Origin of the sequence: Clavibacter sp. B3I6 (genome assembly GCF_030816895.1) — a bacterium.
In the GTDB taxonomy this organism is placed as follows: Bacteria; Actinomycetota; Actinomycetes; order Actinomycetales; family Microbacteriaceae; genus Clavibacter.
Genome location: NZ_JAUSYL010000001.1, coordinates 718,385 through 733,875 on the forward strand (window position 1 = coordinate 718,385; position 15,491 = coordinate 733,875).

Genomic DNA, 15,491 nt, shown 5'->3' on the forward strand with positions numbered 1-15,491 from the left:
GGCCGATGCGCCCGGGTCGCACCCGGGCGCATTCCCTATGGTGGGGGCATGAGCATCGACGCCGACCGCCCCTGGGTACGCAGCTACGCGGACGGGGTGTCGGCCGACATCCCTCCCGTCATCGGATCCCTCGTCGACATGGTCGAGCGCTCCATCCAGCGGCACTCCCGGGCCGTCGCCCTCGAGTTCTTCGGCCGCGAGACGACCTACCGCGAGATGGGCGACCAGATCGCCCGCGCCGCCGAGGGCCTGCGCGGGCTGGGCGTGCGGAAGGGCGACCGCGTCGCGCTCGTCCTGCCGAACTGCCCGCAGCACATCGTAGCGTTCTACGCGGTGCTCCGGCTCGGCGCGATCGTCGTGGAGCACAACCCGCTCTACACGCCGCGCGAGCTCCGCCACCAGTTCGAGGACCACGGCGCGCGCGTCGTGATCGCGTGGAACACGGTCGTCGGCACCATCCAGGACATGCCGCGCGACGTGCCCGTCGACACCGTCGTCTCCGTCGATCTGACCGCCGCGATGCCGCTCGCGACCCGCCTGAAGCTGCGCCTGCCGATCCCCGCCGCGCGCCGCGCCCGCGCGGCCATCACGGCGCCCGTCTCCGGCACGGTCACCTGGGAGGAGCTCGTCTCCCACCGCCGCATCGCCTCCTCGCGCCCTCGTCCCGAGCTCGACGACACGGCGATCCTCCAGTACACGAGCGGCACGACCGCCACTCCCAAGGGCGCGATCCTCACCCACCGCAACCTGCACGCCAACGCCATGCAGGGCCGCGCGTGGGTGCCGGGCCTCGCGGACGGCGGCGAGACCGTCTACGGCGTCCTCCCCATGTTCCACGCCTACGGCCTCACGCTCTGCCTCACCTTCGCCATGGCCATCGGCGCGCGCCTCGTGCTCTTCCCCAAGTTCGACGTGGACCTCGTCCTCGCCGCCGCCCGGAAGCACCCGCCGACGTTCCTGCCCGCCGTCCCGCCCATCTACGAGCGGCTCGCGCGCGGCGCGAAGGAGAAGGGGGTCGACCTCACGGGCGTCCGGTTCTCCATCTCCGGCGCCATGAACCTGCCCGTCTCCACCGTCCAGCTGTGGGAGGACCTCACGGGCGGCTACCTCGTGGAGGGCTACGGCCTCACCGAGACCTCGCCGGTCGCGCTCGGCAACCCCATCGGCCCGTCGCGCCGACCGGGCACGGTCGGCGTCCCGTTCCCGAGCACCGAGGTGCGCGTGGTGGACCCCGAGGACCCGACGGTCGACCGGGCCGCCGGCGAGGAGGGCGAGCTGCTCATCCGCGGGCCGCAGGTGTTCCAGGGCTACTGGCGCCGCCCCGACGAGACGCGCGCGGCGCTCCTCGACGGCGGCTGGTTCCGGACGGGCGACATCGTGCGCGTCGACGCCGACGGCTTCACCACCATCGTCGACCGGATGAAGGAGCTCATCATCACGGGCGGCTTCAACGTCTCCCCCAGCGAGGTGGAGGACGCGGTCCGTGACGCCCCCGGCGTCCAGTCCGTCGCGGTCGTCGGCCTGCCGTCCGCGAACGGCGGCGAGGACGTGACCGCCGCGGTCGTCCTGGAGCCCGGCGCGACGCTCGACGAGGCCGCCATCCGCGAGTACTGCCGCACCCATCTCGCCGCCTACAAGGTGCCGCGCCGCGTCGTGCAGGTGGACGCCCTGCCCACGTCGCTCATCGGCAAGGTCCTCCGCCGCCAGGTGCGCGAGGACCTCCAGCGCGAAGGCTGACCGCCGCCTGGCAGGTCGCGCCGTCGGGCGGCCCGGCGGGGCGCGGCGGCCCTACGGTGGAGGAGCACGTTTCGTGCACCAACCATCGAAGGAGCGCCATGACCCGAGGCATCGCCGTCGTCACCGGAGGAACCGCAGGACTCGGACGGGCCACCGTCCGGGAGCTCGCCGACCGGGGCTGGGACGTGGCCGTGCTGGCCCGCGGCGAGGACGGGCTCGCCGGTGCCGTCGCGGACATCGAGGCCCGCGGCCGCCGCGGACTCGGCATCCCCACCGACGTCGCCGACCGCCTCGCCGTCGAGGCCGCGGCCGACCGCGTCGAGGACGAGCTCGGCCCCATCGACCTCTGGGTCAACGACGCCATGGTCGGCGTCTTCGGCGAGTTCCTCACGACCGACCCGGCCGACTTCGAGCGCGCCACGGCCGTCAACTACTTCGGCTTCGTCAACGGCACGCGCGCCGCGCTGTCCCGCATGGTGCCGCGCGACCGCGGGCACGTGATCCAGGTGGGCTCCGCGCTCGCCCACCGCGGGATCCCGCTGCAGGCCGCCTACTGCGCCGCCAAGCACGCCGTGCAGGGCTTCACCGAGTCGGTGACGACCGAGCTGATCCACAACGGGAGCAAGGTCGTCATCTCCACCGTCGACATGCCCGCGCTCAACACCATCCAGTTCAACTGGGTCAAGTCGCAGCTGCCGCACCACCCGCAGCCCGTGCCCCCGATCTTCGAGCCCGAGGTGGGCGCGCAGGCCATCGCCGCGGTCGCCGACAAGCCGAAGCGCCGCAACTGGGTGGGTGAGCCGACGGTCAAGACCGTCCTCGGCAACCGGTTCGTCGCGAACTGGCTCGACGGCTACCTCGCGAAGGTCGGCTACTCGGGTCAGCAGGCGGCCGACAAGACCCAGCCCATGCTGCCGACGAACCTCTACACGCCCACCCCGGGCGACCACGGCGCGCGCGGGATCTTCAGCGACCGGGCCCGCACGATGAGCCCGCAGATCTGGATCGTCCGCAACCGGGCGAAGACCGTCGCCATCGGCGCGGGCGCGCTGCTCTCGGGCGTCGTCGCCGGTGCCGCCGCGCTCCGACGCCGATAGCCTCGACGCATGGGTGACATCGACGCGATCGTGGTCGGCTCCGGACCGAACGGGCTGGCCGCGGCCGTGACGATGGCGCGGGCCGGACTCCGCGTCGAGGTGCACGAGCGAGCGGACACGATCGGCGGCGGCAGCCGCACGGCCGAGGTCACGCTGCCCGGCTTCCACCACGACGTCTGCTCCGCCGTGCACCCGATGGCGCTCGCGTCCGGGTTCTTCCGGGCCTTCCAGCTCGACCGGCGGATCGACCTCGCCGTCCCCGAGATCTCCTACGCGCACCCGCTCGACGGGGGTCGCTCCGGCATCGCCTACCGGGACATCGAGCGCACGGCCGACGCGCTCGGCGTCGACGGCCGCGCCTGGCGGAGCCTCATGGGTCCGCTCGCGGCGTCCGCGGACCGCGTGGCCCAGTTCACGAACGGTCCCCTGCTCCAGGTGCCGCGCCACCCGCCGACGGCCGTCCGGCTGGGGCTCCGCGCGCTCGAGCAGGGATCGCCGCTGTGGAACGCGCGCTTCCGCGGCGACGTCGCGCCCGCCATGTTCACGGGCGTCGCGGCGCACGCGATCCAGACCATGCCGAGCGTCTCGACCGCCGCGGCCGCGCTGTCCCTCGGCGCCTACGCCCACGCGCGCGGCTGGCCGGTGCCGGTCGGCGGCAGCCAGGCCATCGTCGACGCGATGGTCGACGACCTCCGGGCGCACGGCGGCGAGGTCGTCACGGGTTCCGAGGTGCGGACGCTCCGCGAGCTGCCCCGCGCCCGCGCCGTCCTCCTCGACACGAGCGCCCGCGCCCTCGCCCGCATCGCCGAGGACCGCCTCCCCGCGCGCTACCTCCGCGCGATCCGCCGCTTCCGCTACGGGAACGCCGCCAGCAAGGTCGACTTCGCGCTGTCCGGCCCCGTGCCGTGGACGGATCCCGAGCTCCACCGCGCCGGCACGCTGCACGTCGGCGGCACGCGCGCCGAGATCCAGCGCGCCGAGCACGACGTGGCCGCGGGCCGCCACAGCGACGACCCGTACGTGCTGGTCGCGCAGCCGTCCCTCGCGGACCCCGGCCGCGCACCCGAGGGGAAGCACGTGCTGTGGGCCTACACGCACGTGCCCGCGGGATCCACGGTCGACCAGACCGAGGCGATCACCCGCCAGATCGAGCGATTCGCCCCCGGCTTCCGCGACCTGATCCTCGCCTCCTCGAGCATGGACGCCGTCGGCATGGAGGAGCACGACCCCAACTACATCGGCGGCGACATCGCGGCGGGCGCCGCGAGCGTGTGGCAGCTCCTCGCGCGGCCGGTGCTCTCGCCGGATCCGTGGCGGACGCCGGCCGCGGGCGTGTACCTCGCGTCGAGCTCGGCCACCCCCGGCCCCGGCGTGCACGGCATGGCCGGCTACCAGGCGGCCCGGAGCGCGCTGCGGCACGAGTTCGGGATCGAGCGCGGACCCGACCTGTCGCTGTAGCCGGGTCCGAGGAGCCGGACGCGCCCCCGCTGGATTACCGGAGCCTGGACGCGGACGGCAGACTGGGGGCATGTCCGTCACCCGCCGCCGCATGAAGTGCTCCCCCTCCGACGTCGCCGAGGTCATCTCGGACGGCTGGCTGTTCCCCGCGTGGGTCGTCGGCGCGTCCCGGATGCGCGCGGTCGACGACGCCTGGCCCGCGGTCGGCGCGAAGCTCCACCACTCCTTCGGCTCCTGGCCCGTCCTCCTCGATGACGCCACCACCATGCTCGAGTGGGACGCCCCGCGCCGCATGGTGATGCAGCCGAAGGGCTGGCCGATCGGCGAGGCGCGCGTCACGCTCGAGGTGCGGACCCTCCCGGACGGCTGCGAGGTGCGCATGACCGAGGAGGCCGTGCGCGGACCCGGCCGCCTCGTGCCGGCCCCGCTCATGGACCTGATGCTGCACGCCCGCAACGTCGAGACGCTGCGCCGCCTCGCGTTCCTCGCCGAGGGTCGGCACGCCGGCCGCGCCTGATCCCCGCGGGGCGCTCCCGCCGTCGCTCCCGCCGTCCCGATGGCGGGGCCCGGCTCGCGCCCCCGCGCGTCGCCCCGCGCCGTCGCCTCCCCGTCACCGGCCCGGCGACCCCCGCGCCCTAGGGTGGGAGGGGTGAGCACCCCCACCGACCAGCCCTGGCTGGCCAGCTACGCGCCCGACGTCCCGCACGAGATCGACCTGCCGCAGGGATCGCTCGTCGACATCGTCGACCAGTCGGTGCTCCGCTTCCCCGGCGGGACGGCCCTCGACTTCCTCGGCGAGGAGACCAGCTACCGCGAGCTCGGCGAGCTGATCGCCCGAGCCGCGCAGGGCCTCCACGACGCGGGCGTGCGTGCAGGGGATCCGGTCGCGATCGTGCTGCCGAACTGCCCGCAGCACGTCGTCGCCTTCTACGCGGTGCTGCGCCTCGGCGCGGTGGTCGTCGAGCACAACCCGCTCTACACGCCGCGCGAGCTGCAGCACCAGTTCGAGGACCACGGCGCCCGCGCCGTGATCGCGTGGGACAAGTCGGTCGCGACCATCCAGGCGCTGCCGGACGGCGTGCGGCCCGAGCGCATCGTCTCCGTCGACGTCACGCGCGCCATGCCGCTGCGCACGCGCCTCCTCCTCCGCCTGCCGATCCCGAAGGCGCGGGCGGCGCGGGCGGCCATCGCCGCGAAGGTGACCGGCACCACCACGTGGGAGCGGATCGCCGCCGCCGCGCCCCTCCCCGCCGAGCACCCCCGGCCCGAGGCCTCCGACCTCGCGGTGATCCAGTACACGAGCGGCACCACGGGCACGCCGAAGGGCGCCGAGCTCACGCACCTCAACCTCAGCGCGAACGCCGCCCAGTCCCGCGCGTGGGTGCCCACGGTCCCGCGCGGGACGAGCGTCGTCTACGCGGTGCTGCCCATGTTCCACGCCTACGGGCTGACGCTCTGCCTCACCTTCGCGATGAGCATGGGCTCGCGGCTCGTGCTCTTCCCGCGCTTCGAGCCCGACCTCGTGCTGCAGGCCATCCGCCGCCACCCGCCGACGTTCCTCCCCGCCGTGCCGCCCATCTACGCGCGGCTCCGCGAGGCCGCGGCGGCGGAGGGCGTCTCGCTCGCGGGCATCTCGATCTCCATCTCCGGCGCGATGGCGCTGCCCGAGTCGGTCGTGGTGCCCTGGGAGGAGCAGACCGGCGGCTGGCTCGTCGAGGGCTACGGCCTCTCCGAGTGCTCCCCCGTGCTCATGGCCAACCCCGTCGGCGACACGCGGCGCGCGGGGACCGTCGGCCTCCCCCTGCCCAACACCGAGGTGCGGGTCGTGGATCCCGAGGACCCGTCCGTCGACCGCCCGGCGGGCGAGCCGGGCGAGCTGCTGGTGCGCGGCCCGCAGGTGTTCCGCGGCTACCACGGCCGACCCGACGAGACCGCCGCCGTCCTCCTCGAGGGCGGCTGGTTCCGTACGGGCGACGTGGTGACGATCGACGCGGACGGCTTCGTGCGCATCGCCGACCGGATCAAGGAGCTCATCATTACGGGCGGCTTCAACGTCTCGCCATCCGAGGTGGAGGAGGCCGTGCGGGAGCTGGACGGGGTGCGCGACGCGGCCGTCGTGGGCATCCCCCGCGAGGGCGGCGACGAGGAGGTCGTCGCGGCCGTCGTGCTCGAGGAGGGCGCGACCCTCGACGAGCAGGCCGCACGCGCGACGCTGCGCGGCGAGCTCGCGGGCTACAAGGTGCCGCGGCGGATCGTGGTGCTCGACGAGCTGCCCACGTCGCTCCTCGGCAAGGTGCTGCGCCGGAAGGTGCGCGAGGGGATCGTCGAGGCGGGGTGACGGTGACGGCCGGCCGCCGAGGAGACCCCCTGCGGCCGATCCCGGGCTAGAAGAAGTCGCCGCCGCCGAAGTCGCCACCGCCGCCGCCGAAGTCGCCGCCGCCGCCGAAGTCGCCACCGCCGCCGAGGTCACCGCTGCCGAGGTCGCCGCTGCCGAAGTCGCCGGCACCCGCGTCGGCGCCCGCGTCGCCGCCCTCGGCTCCCGCGTCCGCCCCGGCGTCGCCGCCGTCCGCGCCCGCCTGGTCCTGGCCGACCGCGTCGGGGATGAGCGCCTGCGCGATGGCCGAGCCGACCACGACGCCCGCGATGGTGCCGAGCATGGATCCGGCGATCATGCCGCCCATGCCCATGCCGCCTGCACCGCCGCCCGCGAGCCCGCCGCGCGGGCCGAGCGTGCGCTCGAGCGTGCCGGGCGCGCGCACCTCCGATCGGGTGGCCGAGCGCGCGAGCGACTCCGGGCGGTCGTCGACGGGGGCGTCGCCGTCGGCCGGCGTCCGCGCTCAGCTGGCGGAAGAGGATCTCGCGCTGCTCGGGCGTGAGCTTCCGGAAGGCCTCGAGGTGCACCTCCTCGATCCTCTCCGGCGGCGCCGTGCGGAGGAGGTAGCGGTACCGCTCGACGGCGACCTCGTCCGCGCTGCGCTCCCGCGGGGCGTCGCCCGCGGCACGGCCGGGTCGGTCGGCGGGCTGCTCGTCGCGGCCCAGGAGCCTGTCCAGGAATCCCATGGTGGTGCCTCTCTGAGGGGCCGGATCGGCGGGAGTCGCCGATCGCATCAGCCGGGCGTCACGCTATCCGGCGCGCCAGGGAGACCCGTGGGAGACCCGCGGACGACGCCCGGGCGGCCGTCGGGCGGGCGGAGCGCTCAGCCGGCGTCGCGCCCCCTCTGAACGCGACGGCGGAGGGCGCGGCCGACGAGCAGCACGAGGAGGATCCCGACGACGGCGTACACCGCGTAGTCGAGGTACTGGGCGTACCGGTCGATGAGCTCGTACTGGCTGCCGAGGGCGGCGCCGAGGCCGATGAGGGCGCCGTTCCAGAGCCCGCTCCCGGCGATCGTGTAGAAGCTGAAGGTGCCGAGCGGCATGCCGCCGGCACCCGCGGGCAGCGAGATGAGGCTGCGGACGCCCGGCACGAGCCGGCCGAAGAAGACCGCGGACCGACCGTGCCGGTGGAACCAGGAAGCGGCCACCTCGAAGTCGTGGCGCTCGACGAGCGGCAGCCTCGAGAGCACCCGGATGGTCCGCTCCTCCCCCGCCTTCCGCCCGAGCCAGTACAGCAGGAGCGCGCCGAGGTACGCGCCCAGGGTGCTCGCGACGATCACGAGCACGAGGTCCATCCGCCCGGTCGCGGCCACGAAGCCCGCGAGGGGCAGGACCACCTCGCTGGGGATGGGCGGGAACACCGTCTCGACGAAGGTCATCGCGCCGACGCCCGCCTCGCCGAGCGCCTCGATCACGCGGGCCGCGACGCCCACGAGCCCGTCGAGGCCGGCGAGCGGATCCTCGGCCGAGGCGGCGGGACGGAGCCCCGCCGGCGTCGTGGTCGTCAGCAGGGTCGGCGTCAGGGCGGTCACCCGTCCACGGTACCCGGACGGTCGCGGTGGAGCCGGGCCCGGGGCGCCCAGCGGACGGGGAGGGGGACGGGCTCGTCCGCGCGGGGCGGCGGGACCGCCCGCGTCGGCCGGCGTCCCGTACCGTGGTCGGGTGCCGTCCCCGATCCGCCTCCCCCGGTCCCTCCGTGCCTCCCTCTCCGTGATCGCCGCCGCCGGCCTCGCCGTCGGCCTCGGCGCCTGCACCGCCGAGGATCGCGCCCCCGAGGTGGCGCGTCCCGTGACCGCCGCCCCCGACGCCCCGCTCACCGTGGTGGGCGAGGCCGACGACGCGGGCGCCTCCGTGGCGATGAGCGGCCGCCTCTTCCGGTCCGCGCCCGTCGCGGTGCTGGCCCCGGCCGGCGACCCGGCCGCGCAGGAGCTCGGCGCGGAGGCGGCCGTCGCCGCTCGGCGCCCCGCTGATCGTCGCGGGCTCCGGCGCGCTGCCCGAGATCGCGCGCCTCGGGTCCTCCGGCGTGCTGGCCGTCGGCGACCTCGCGGAGGACACCACCGCCGGCCTCCCCGACACGACCACGGTCGTGCGCGCCGACCGCGCGGCCGACGTGGCCCGCGCGACGGGCATCGACGTCGCGGATGCCGCGGATGCCGACCCCGCCGCGGCCGTGGCGCGCGTGGCCGGGCTGGCCGTGCCCGCCTCCGGGTCCTCCCCCCGCCCGTCGCCCTCGGGATCCGACGGCGGCGCCCTCCCGCCCACCGCGCCGGCCGACGCCCTCGCGGGCACGCACGCCCTCGCGACCGACGCCGCGTCCTCGATCGCCGCGGTCGCCACGGCGCGCGCGGCCGGCGTCGGCGTCACGGTCGTGCCCGACGCCGCCCCGGATCCCCGCGCCTCCGCCGACGCGGTCGCCGCGCTGCATGAGGCGGGCGCCACGCGCACCATCGCCGTCGGCGCCGCCTACGCGGACGACGCCTCCCTCGAGGGACGCATCCGCACCGCCTCCACCGGCGACCAGCTGCCCGGCGGCGGCCAGCTCGTCCTCCCCGGCAAGCGCTACGTGGCGCTCTACGGCGCCGCGGGCACGGGCGCCCTCGGGGTCCTGGGCGAGCAGGGCCCCGCGGACGCCGTGGCGCGCGCGCAGGCGCAGGCCGCCGCGTACCAGCCGTTCTCCGACGAGCCGGTGATCCCCATGTTCGAGCTGATCGCGACGGTCGCCGCGGGCTCGGCGGGCGCGGACGGCGACTACTCCTCGGAGATCCCCGTCGAGACCCTGCAGCCGTGGATCGACGCGGCGCGGGACGCGGGCGTCTACGTCGTCATCGACCTGCAGCCCGGCCGCACCGACTTCCTCACGCAGGCGAAGCGCTACGAGTCCGTGCTCGCGCAGCCGGGCGTGGGCCTCGCCCTCGACCCCGAGTGGCGGCTCGGCCCCGACCAGGTGCCGCTGAAGCAGATCGGCAGCGTGTCGGCCGCCGAGGTCGACGCGACCACCGACTGGCTCGCCGGGCTCGTGCGCGACCGCGGGCTCCCGCAGAAGATGCTCGTGCTGCACCAGTTCCGCCTGAGCATGATCCAGGATCGCGGCGCGCTCGACACCGCCCACCCCGAGCTCGCCATGCTCGTGCACGCGGACGGCCAGGGCGGCCAGCCCGACAAGCAGGCCACCTGGCGCGCGCTGCAGGCGGACGCGCCGGCGGGCCTCGCCTGGGGCTGGAAGAACTTCATCGACGAGGACACGCCCATGCTGACGCCCGAGCAGACGATGCGCGACGTGTCCCCCGTGCCCGACCTCGTCACCTACCAGTAGGGGCGCGGCCGGGCGGCCCGGTCACGACTCGGTGACGCGGCCCGCCTCGACGTGCCAGTGCCGGTCGAGGCGCACGGCGTCGAGCATCCGCCGGTCGTGCGTCACGAGCAGCAGCGTGCCGTCGTAGGAGTCGAGCGCCTGCTCGAGCTGCTCGATGGCGGGCAGGTCGAGGTGGTTGGTGGGCTCGTCGAGCACGAGCAGGTTGACGCCGCGCGCCTGCAGCAGCGCGAGTCCCGCGCGCGTCCGCTCGCCCGGCGACAGGCCGTCCACGGCGCGCGTCACGTGGTCGGCGCGCAGGCCGAACTTCGCGAGCAGCGTGCGGACCTCGGCGGGCGCCATGTCCGGCACCTGCGCGGCGAACGACTCGGCGAGGGGCAGGTCGCCCCGCAGCGACGCGCGCGCCTGGTCGATCTCGCCGACCTGGACGCTGCGCCCGGGGGACGCCTCGCCGCCGTCGGGCGCGAGGCGGCCGAGGATGAGGCCGAGGAGCGTGGACTTGCCCGCGCCGTTGGGCCCCGTGATCCCGATCCGGTCGCCGCCGTCGACCTGCAGCGACACGGGGCCGAGGGTGAAGCCGCCGCGGGTCACGGTCGCCTGGCGGAGCGTCGCGACGACGGCGCTCGACCGCGGCGCCTGCCCGATCGTGAAGGCGAGCTCCCACTCCTTGCGCGGCTCCTCGACCTCCTCGAGGCGGGCGATGCGGCTCTCCATCTGGCGGACCTTCTGGCCCTGCTTCTCGCTGGACTCGGCCGAGGCCTTCCGGCGGATCTTGTCGTTGTCGGGCGCTTTGCGCATCGCGTTCCGGACGCCCTGCGACGACCACTCGCGCTGCGTGCGGGCACGCGCGACGAGGTCGGCCTTCGTGTCCGCGAACTGCTCGTACGCCTCCCGCGCGTGGCGGCGGGCGACCTGGCGCTCCTCGAGGAACGCGTCGTAGCCGCCCTCGTACACGCGGACGCTGTCCTGCGCGAGGTCGAGCTCGACGACCGTGGTGACGCAGCGCGCCAGGAACTCCCGGTCGTGCGACACGAGCACGACGCCGCCGCGGAGGCCGCGCACGAAGGCCTCGAGGCGCGCGAGCCCGTCGAGGTCGAGGTCGTTGGTGGGCTCGTCGAGGAGCACGACGTCGAAGCGGCTGAGGAGGAGCGCGGCGAGGGCGACGCGGGCGGCCTGGCCGCCGGAGAGGCCCGCGGTCGGCAGCGCCGGATCGAGGTCGAGCCCCAGCTCCGCGAGCGTCGCCGGGAGGCGCTCGTCCAGGTCGGCCGCGCCGCTCGCCATCCAGCGGTCGAGGGCCGTGCCGTACGCGTCGTCGGCGCCGGGCAGGCCCTCGCCGAGGGCCGTGGCCGTGCGGTCGAGCTCGGCGGAGGCCTCGGCGCACCCCGTGCGGCGGGCGACGTAGCCCGCGACGGTCTCCCCCGGGATCCGCTCGTGCTCCTGCGGCAGCCAGCCGATGAACGCGTCGGCGGGCGAGAGCAGCACGCGGCCGTCCTGCGGCGCGTCGACGCCGGCGAGGAGGCGCAGCAGCGTGCTCTTGCCGGCGCCGTTCGCGCCGACGAGCCCGACGACGTCCCCGGGCGCGACCGTGAGGTCGAGCCCGGAGAACAGCGTGCGGTGCCCGTGGCCTCCGGCGAGGCCGCGGGCGACGAGGGTGGCGGTCACGAGGCCTGCGCGCGCTCCAGCACGAGCTCGCGGACGCGGGCCGCGTCCGCCTGGCCGCGCATGGCCTTCATCACGGCGCCGATGACGGCGCCGGCGGCCTGCACCTTGCCGTCGCGGATCTTCGCGAGCACGTCGGGCTGCGCCTGGAGCGCCGCATCGATCGCCTCGATCAGCGGGCCGTCGTCGGAGACGACCGCGAGGCCGCGGGCGTCCACGACCTCCTGGGCCGTGCCCTCGCCGTCGATGACGCCCTCGATCACGTCGCGCGCGAGGCGGTTGGTGAGCGTGCCGGCCTCGACCAGCTCGATGACGGACGCGACCTGCTCCGGCGTGATGAGCGTCGCCGCGTCCACGCCGCGGGCGTTCGCGATGCGGGCGATCTCGCCCGTCCACCACTTGCGCGCCGCCTGCGGGGCGGCGCCCGCCTCCACCGTGCCGACCAGCTCGGTGAGGAGCCCGGAGTTCACGACGTCCTGGAACTCCAGGTCGGTGAAGCCCCACTCGGCCTTCAGCCGGCGGCGGCGGATCGCGGGCGACTCGGGGAGCGCGGCCCGCAGCTCCTCGATCAGCTCGGCGCTCGGCTGCACGGGCAGCAGGTCGGGCTCCGGGAAGTAGCGGTAGTCGTCGGCGTCGCTCTTCGGGCGCCCGGCGGAGGTGCGGCCGGTGTCCTCGTGCCAGTGCCGCGTCTCCTGCGTTATGGTGCCGCCGGAGGCGAGGATGGCCGCCTGGCGCTGGATCTCGTAGCGGATGGCGCGCTCGACGGAGCGGAGCGAGTTGACGTTCTTCGTCTCCGTGCGGGTGCCGAGCTTCCCGGATCCGCGCGGGCTCAGCGAGATGTTCGCGTCGCAGCGGAGGTTGCCGCGCTCCATCTTCGCGTCCGAGATGCCGAGGGCCACGACGATGTCGCGGATGGTCGAGACGTACGCCTTCGCGAGCTCGGGGGCCTGGCCCTCCGCCCCGTAGATGATGTCCGTGACGATCTCGACGAGCGGCACGCCGGCGCGGTTGTAGTCGACCAGCGAGTGGTCGGCGCCCTGGATGCGGCCCGTCGCGCCGCCCACATGCGTGAGCTTCCCGGCGTCCTCCTCCATGTGCGCGCGCTCGATCGGCACCGTGACGATGCGCCCGTCGGGCATCTCCACCTCGACCGAGCCGCGGAAGGCGATGGGCTCGTCGAACTGGCTGATCTGGTAGTTCTTCGCGAGGTCCGGGTAGAAGTAGTTCTTCCGGGCGAAGCGGGAGCTCGGCGCGATCTCGCAGCCGAGCGCGAGGCCCAGGCTGATCGAGTACCGCACGGCCTGCTCGTTCACGACGGGCAGGGAGCCCGGCAGCCCGAGGTCCACGGGCGTGATGTTCGTGTTGGGCTCGCCGCCGAAGAAGTTCGGCGCGTCGGAGAACATCTTCGTGCGCGTGTTGAGCTCCACGTGCACCTCGAACCCGAGCACGGGCTCGAACATCTCGATGGCCTTCTCGTAGTCCATCAACTCGGCCTTGGCCATCAGTGCGTGTCTCCGTCCGTGGTGCGGCGCGCGGCGCGCGCGAGCTCGGGTGCCTGGGCGAGCAGGGGCCCGCCCCACTGCCGCTCGAGGATCTGCTCGAGGGCGGCGCCGACCGTGTAGAGGCGCGCGTCCTCGCGGGCGGGCGCCATGAACTGGATCCCGACGGGCAGCCCGTCCTCGGGCGCGAGCCCGATGGGGAGGCCGATGCCGGGGACGCCCGCGAGGTTCGCGGGGATCGTCGTGAGGTCGTTGAGGTACATGGCCAGCGGGTCGTCGAGCTTCTCGCCCAGCTTGAACGCCGTCGTGGGCGCGCTCGGGGTGACGAGCACGTCGACCTGCTGGAACGCGGCGTCGAAGTCGCGCTGGATGAGCGTGCGGACCTTCTGCGCGCTGCCGTAGTAGGCGTCGTAGTAGCCGGCGCTCAGGGCGTAGGTGCCGAGGATGATGCGGCGCTTGACCTCCGGACCGAAGCCGGCCTCGCGGGTCGCGGCCATGACGTCCTCGACCGTGCCGCCGCCGGGCGGGTTCACCCGGAGGCCGAAGCGCACCGAGTCGTACTTCGCGAGGTTGCTCGACGCCTCCGCCGGGAGGATCAGGTAGTAGGCGGCGATGGCGTGCTCGAAGTTCGGGGCGGACACCTCGACGATCTCGGCGCCGGCCTGCTCGAGGAGCGCGAGCGCCTCGCGGAAGCGCTGCGTGACGCCGGCCTGGAAGCCCTCGCCGTCGAGCTGCTTCACGACGCCGATGCGGAGGCCCTTCACGGATCCCTCGCGCTGGCCGGCGCGGGCGGCCTCCGCGAACGACGGCCAGGCGTCGGTGAGCGACGTGGAGTCGCGCGGGTCGTGCCCGCCGATGACGTCGTGCACGAGCGCCGAGTCGAGCACCGTGCGCGACACGGGGCCGACCTGGTCGAGGCTCGAGGCGAGCGCGATCGCGCCGTAGCGGCTCACGCCGCCGTAGGTGGGCTTGACGCCCACGGAGCCCGTGACGGCGGCCGGCTGGCGGATGGATCCGCCCGTGTCGGAGCCGAGCGCGACCGGCGCCTCGAACGCGGCGACCGCGGCCGCGGATCCGCCGCCCGAGCCGCCGGGGATGCGGTCGAGGTCCCACGGGTTGTGCGTGGCGCCGAACGCGGAGTGCTCGGTGGAGGAGCCCATCGCGAACTCGTCCATGTTGGTCTTGCCGAGGGGCACCAGGCCCGCGGCGCGGAGGCGCTGCACGACGGTGGCGTCGTAGGGCGGGGTCCAGCCCTCGAGCATGCGCGAGCCCGCGGTGGAGGGCATGTCGATCGTGCAGAGCACGTCCTTGATGGCGATGGGGACGCCGGCGAGCGGGCCGAGCGCGGCCCCCTCGGCGCGCTGCGCGTCGATCTCGGCGGCGCGCCCGAGGGCGGCCTCGCCGGAGACGTGCAGGAACGCGTGGACGTCGCCGTCGACGTGGTCGATGCGGTCGAGGTGCGCGCGCACGGCGTCGACGCTCGACACGTCGCCGGCGGCGAGGCGGTCGGCGAGGGCGGAGGCGCTGAGGCGCGTGAGGTCGTCGGTCATGGTGCTCCTACTGCTCTTCGCCGAGGATCGCCGACACCTTGAAGCGGCTGCCGTCGTGCTCGGGCGCGCCGGCGAGGGCCTGCGCGGTGGTCAGGGTCTCGCCGGGCACGTCGGGCCGGTAGACGTTGACCAGCGGGATCGGGTGGCTCGTGGCGGGGACGTCGGGCGTCGCGACCGCGGTGACCTTCGCGACCGACTCGACGATGAGGCCGAGCTCGGTCGTGAGGGTGTCGATCTCCTCGTCGCTCAGGCGGATCCGGGCGAGGCCGGCGAGGTGCTGCACCTGCTCCCGGCTGATCTGCTCCGTGGGGGTCGTCGCCTGGGGGGTCTCGTCCCCGCTGGTCGCGTCGGCGGGCTCGGGCCGGGTGTCGGGCATGCGTCTCCAAAGGACTGTGTGCGGGGGTACCGGGAGATTCTATTGGCGTCACCCCCGTGCCCACCGCAGCCCGGATCCCCGCCCGACGCCGATCCGGCCGCCCCCGCGTCCTGCCGCTCGTCGCCGGGACGGACGCGGCGGGCGACCTCGGGGTGGGCGACGCGCTGGTCACGATGCGCGTCGGCGGCGGCGCGATCAGCGGACGCGGCCCCTGCGACGACTACCGCGGCCCGATCGGCGACACCGGCGACGGGATGCTCGCCGGCGTGGCCCCGGGCACGCTCCCCTGCGGCGACCACGGGCGGGAGGCGCGCTGCCTCCGGGACCTCGTGCAGGTCTCCTCGCTCGAGGTCGAGGACGGCCACCTGGTCGCGAGCGGCGGCGACGGGGTCCGGCTGGAGTACGCGGAGCGCAGCCGCCGCTGACGCC

13 protein-coding genes are annotated in these 15,491 nt (G+C 75.0%); 7 read left to right on the forward strand and 6 right to left on the reverse strand.

The features are described from left to right. Positions 1–48 precede the first annotated feature (48 nt). The 5 genes from QFZ62_RS03360 to QFZ62_RS03380 all read left to right on the forward strand — a co-directional run bounded on the left by QFZ62_RS03360 (position 49) and on the right by QFZ62_RS03380 (position 6,630). Positions 49–1,737, forward strand: a complete 1,689-nt coding sequence (locus tag QFZ62_RS03360; protein ID WP_307501665.1) for a long-chain-fatty-acid--CoA ligase — start codon at positions 49–51, stop codon at positions 1,735–1,737. 98 nt (positions 1,738–1,835) lie between these two features. Next, positions 1,836–2,834, forward strand: a complete 999-nt coding sequence (locus QFZ62_RS03365; RefSeq protein WP_307501667.1) for an SDR family oxidoreductase — start codon at positions 1,836–1,838, stop codon at positions 2,832–2,834. 9 nt (positions 2,835–2,843) lie between these two features. After that, positions 2,844–4,292, forward strand: a complete 1,449-nt coding sequence (locus tag QFZ62_RS03370; protein WP_307501669.1) for an NAD(P)/FAD-dependent oxidoreductase — start codon at positions 2,844–2,846, stop codon at positions 4,290–4,292. A 70-nt stretch (positions 4,293–4,362) separates the two neighbouring features. Next, positions 4,363–4,809, forward strand: coding sequence for an SRPBCC family protein (locus tag QFZ62_RS03375; protein WP_307501671.1), 447 nt, complete (start codon positions 4,363–4,365; stop codon positions 4,807–4,809). Between the two features lie 132 nt (positions 4,810–4,941). Beyond that, a complete protein-coding gene (locus QFZ62_RS03380) occupies positions 4,942–6,630 on the forward strand; it encodes a long-chain-fatty-acid--CoA ligase (protein ID WP_307501675.1) in 1,689 nt (562 codons plus the stop codon). 46 nt (positions 6,631–6,676) lie between these two features. Here QFZ62_RS03380 and QFZ62_RS03385 read toward each other — a convergent pair whose 3' ends face one another. Continuing rightward, on the reverse strand, positions 6,677–7,051 hold the full coding sequence (locus QFZ62_RS03385) for a hypothetical protein (RefSeq protein ID WP_307501678.1): 375 nt from the start codon (positions 7,049–7,051) through the stop codon (positions 6,677–6,679). A 438-nt stretch (positions 7,052–7,489) separates the two neighbouring features. After that, the gene (locus QFZ62_RS03390; RefSeq protein WP_307501681.1) at positions 7,490–8,200 is read right to left on the reverse strand and encodes a DedA family protein; all 711 of its coding nucleotides are present in this window, start codon (positions 8,198–8,200) and stop codon (positions 7,490–7,492) included. Between the two features lie 491 nt (positions 8,201–8,691). On the opposite strand from QFZ62_RS03390, the gene QFZ62_RS03395 reads away from it, so the two are divergent. Then, on the forward strand, positions 8,692–9,981 hold the full coding sequence (locus QFZ62_RS03395; protein ID WP_307501683.1) for a hypothetical protein: 1,290 nt from the start codon (positions 8,692–8,694) through the stop codon (positions 9,979–9,981). A gap of 21 nt (positions 9,982–10,002) precedes the next feature. On the opposite strand, the gene QFZ62_RS03400 is transcribed toward QFZ62_RS03395, so the two are convergent. From QFZ62_RS03400 to gatC, 4 genes are read right to left on the reverse strand one after another with little or no spacing between them, the layout of a single operon-like run. After that, positions 10,003–11,640: an ABC-F family ATP-binding cassette domain-containing protein gene (locus QFZ62_RS03400; protein WP_307501685.1), complete on the reverse strand. Its 1,638-nt coding sequence runs from the start codon at positions 11,638–11,640 to the stop codon at positions 10,003–10,005. Next, positions 11,637–13,139 (reverse strand): Asp-tRNA(Asn)/Glu-tRNA(Gln) amidotransferase subunit GatB, encoded by a 1,503-nt coding sequence (gene gatB, locus QFZ62_RS03405; RefSeq protein WP_307501688.1) that lies wholly within the window; start codon positions 13,137–13,139, stop codon positions 11,637–11,639. Before gatB ends, QFZ62_RS03400 begins: the two co-directional genes overlap by 4 nt. After that, positions 13,139–14,686: an Asp-tRNA(Asn)/Glu-tRNA(Gln) amidotransferase subunit GatA gene (gene gatA, locus QFZ62_RS03410; RefSeq protein WP_307501690.1), complete on the reverse strand. Its 1,548-nt coding sequence runs from the start codon at positions 14,684–14,686 to the stop codon at positions 13,139–13,141. Before gatA ends, gatB begins: the two co-directional genes overlap by 1 nt. 7 nt (positions 14,687–14,693) lie before the next feature. Further along, positions 14,694–15,062, reverse strand: a complete 369-nt coding sequence (gene gatC / locus QFZ62_RS03415) for an Asp-tRNA(Asn)/Glu-tRNA(Gln) amidotransferase subunit GatC (protein ID WP_307501692.1) — start codon at positions 15,060–15,062, stop codon at positions 14,694–14,696. Between the two features lie 56 nt (positions 15,063–15,118). Between gatC and QFZ62_RS03420 the strand changes: the two genes are divergently transcribed. Continuing rightward, the gene (locus QFZ62_RS03420; RefSeq protein ID WP_307501695.1) at positions 15,119–15,487 is read left to right on the forward strand and encodes a hypothetical protein; all 369 of its coding nucleotides are present in this window, start codon (positions 15,119–15,121) and stop codon (positions 15,485–15,487) included. The last annotated feature ends 4 nt before the right edge of the window (positions 15,488–15,491 follow it).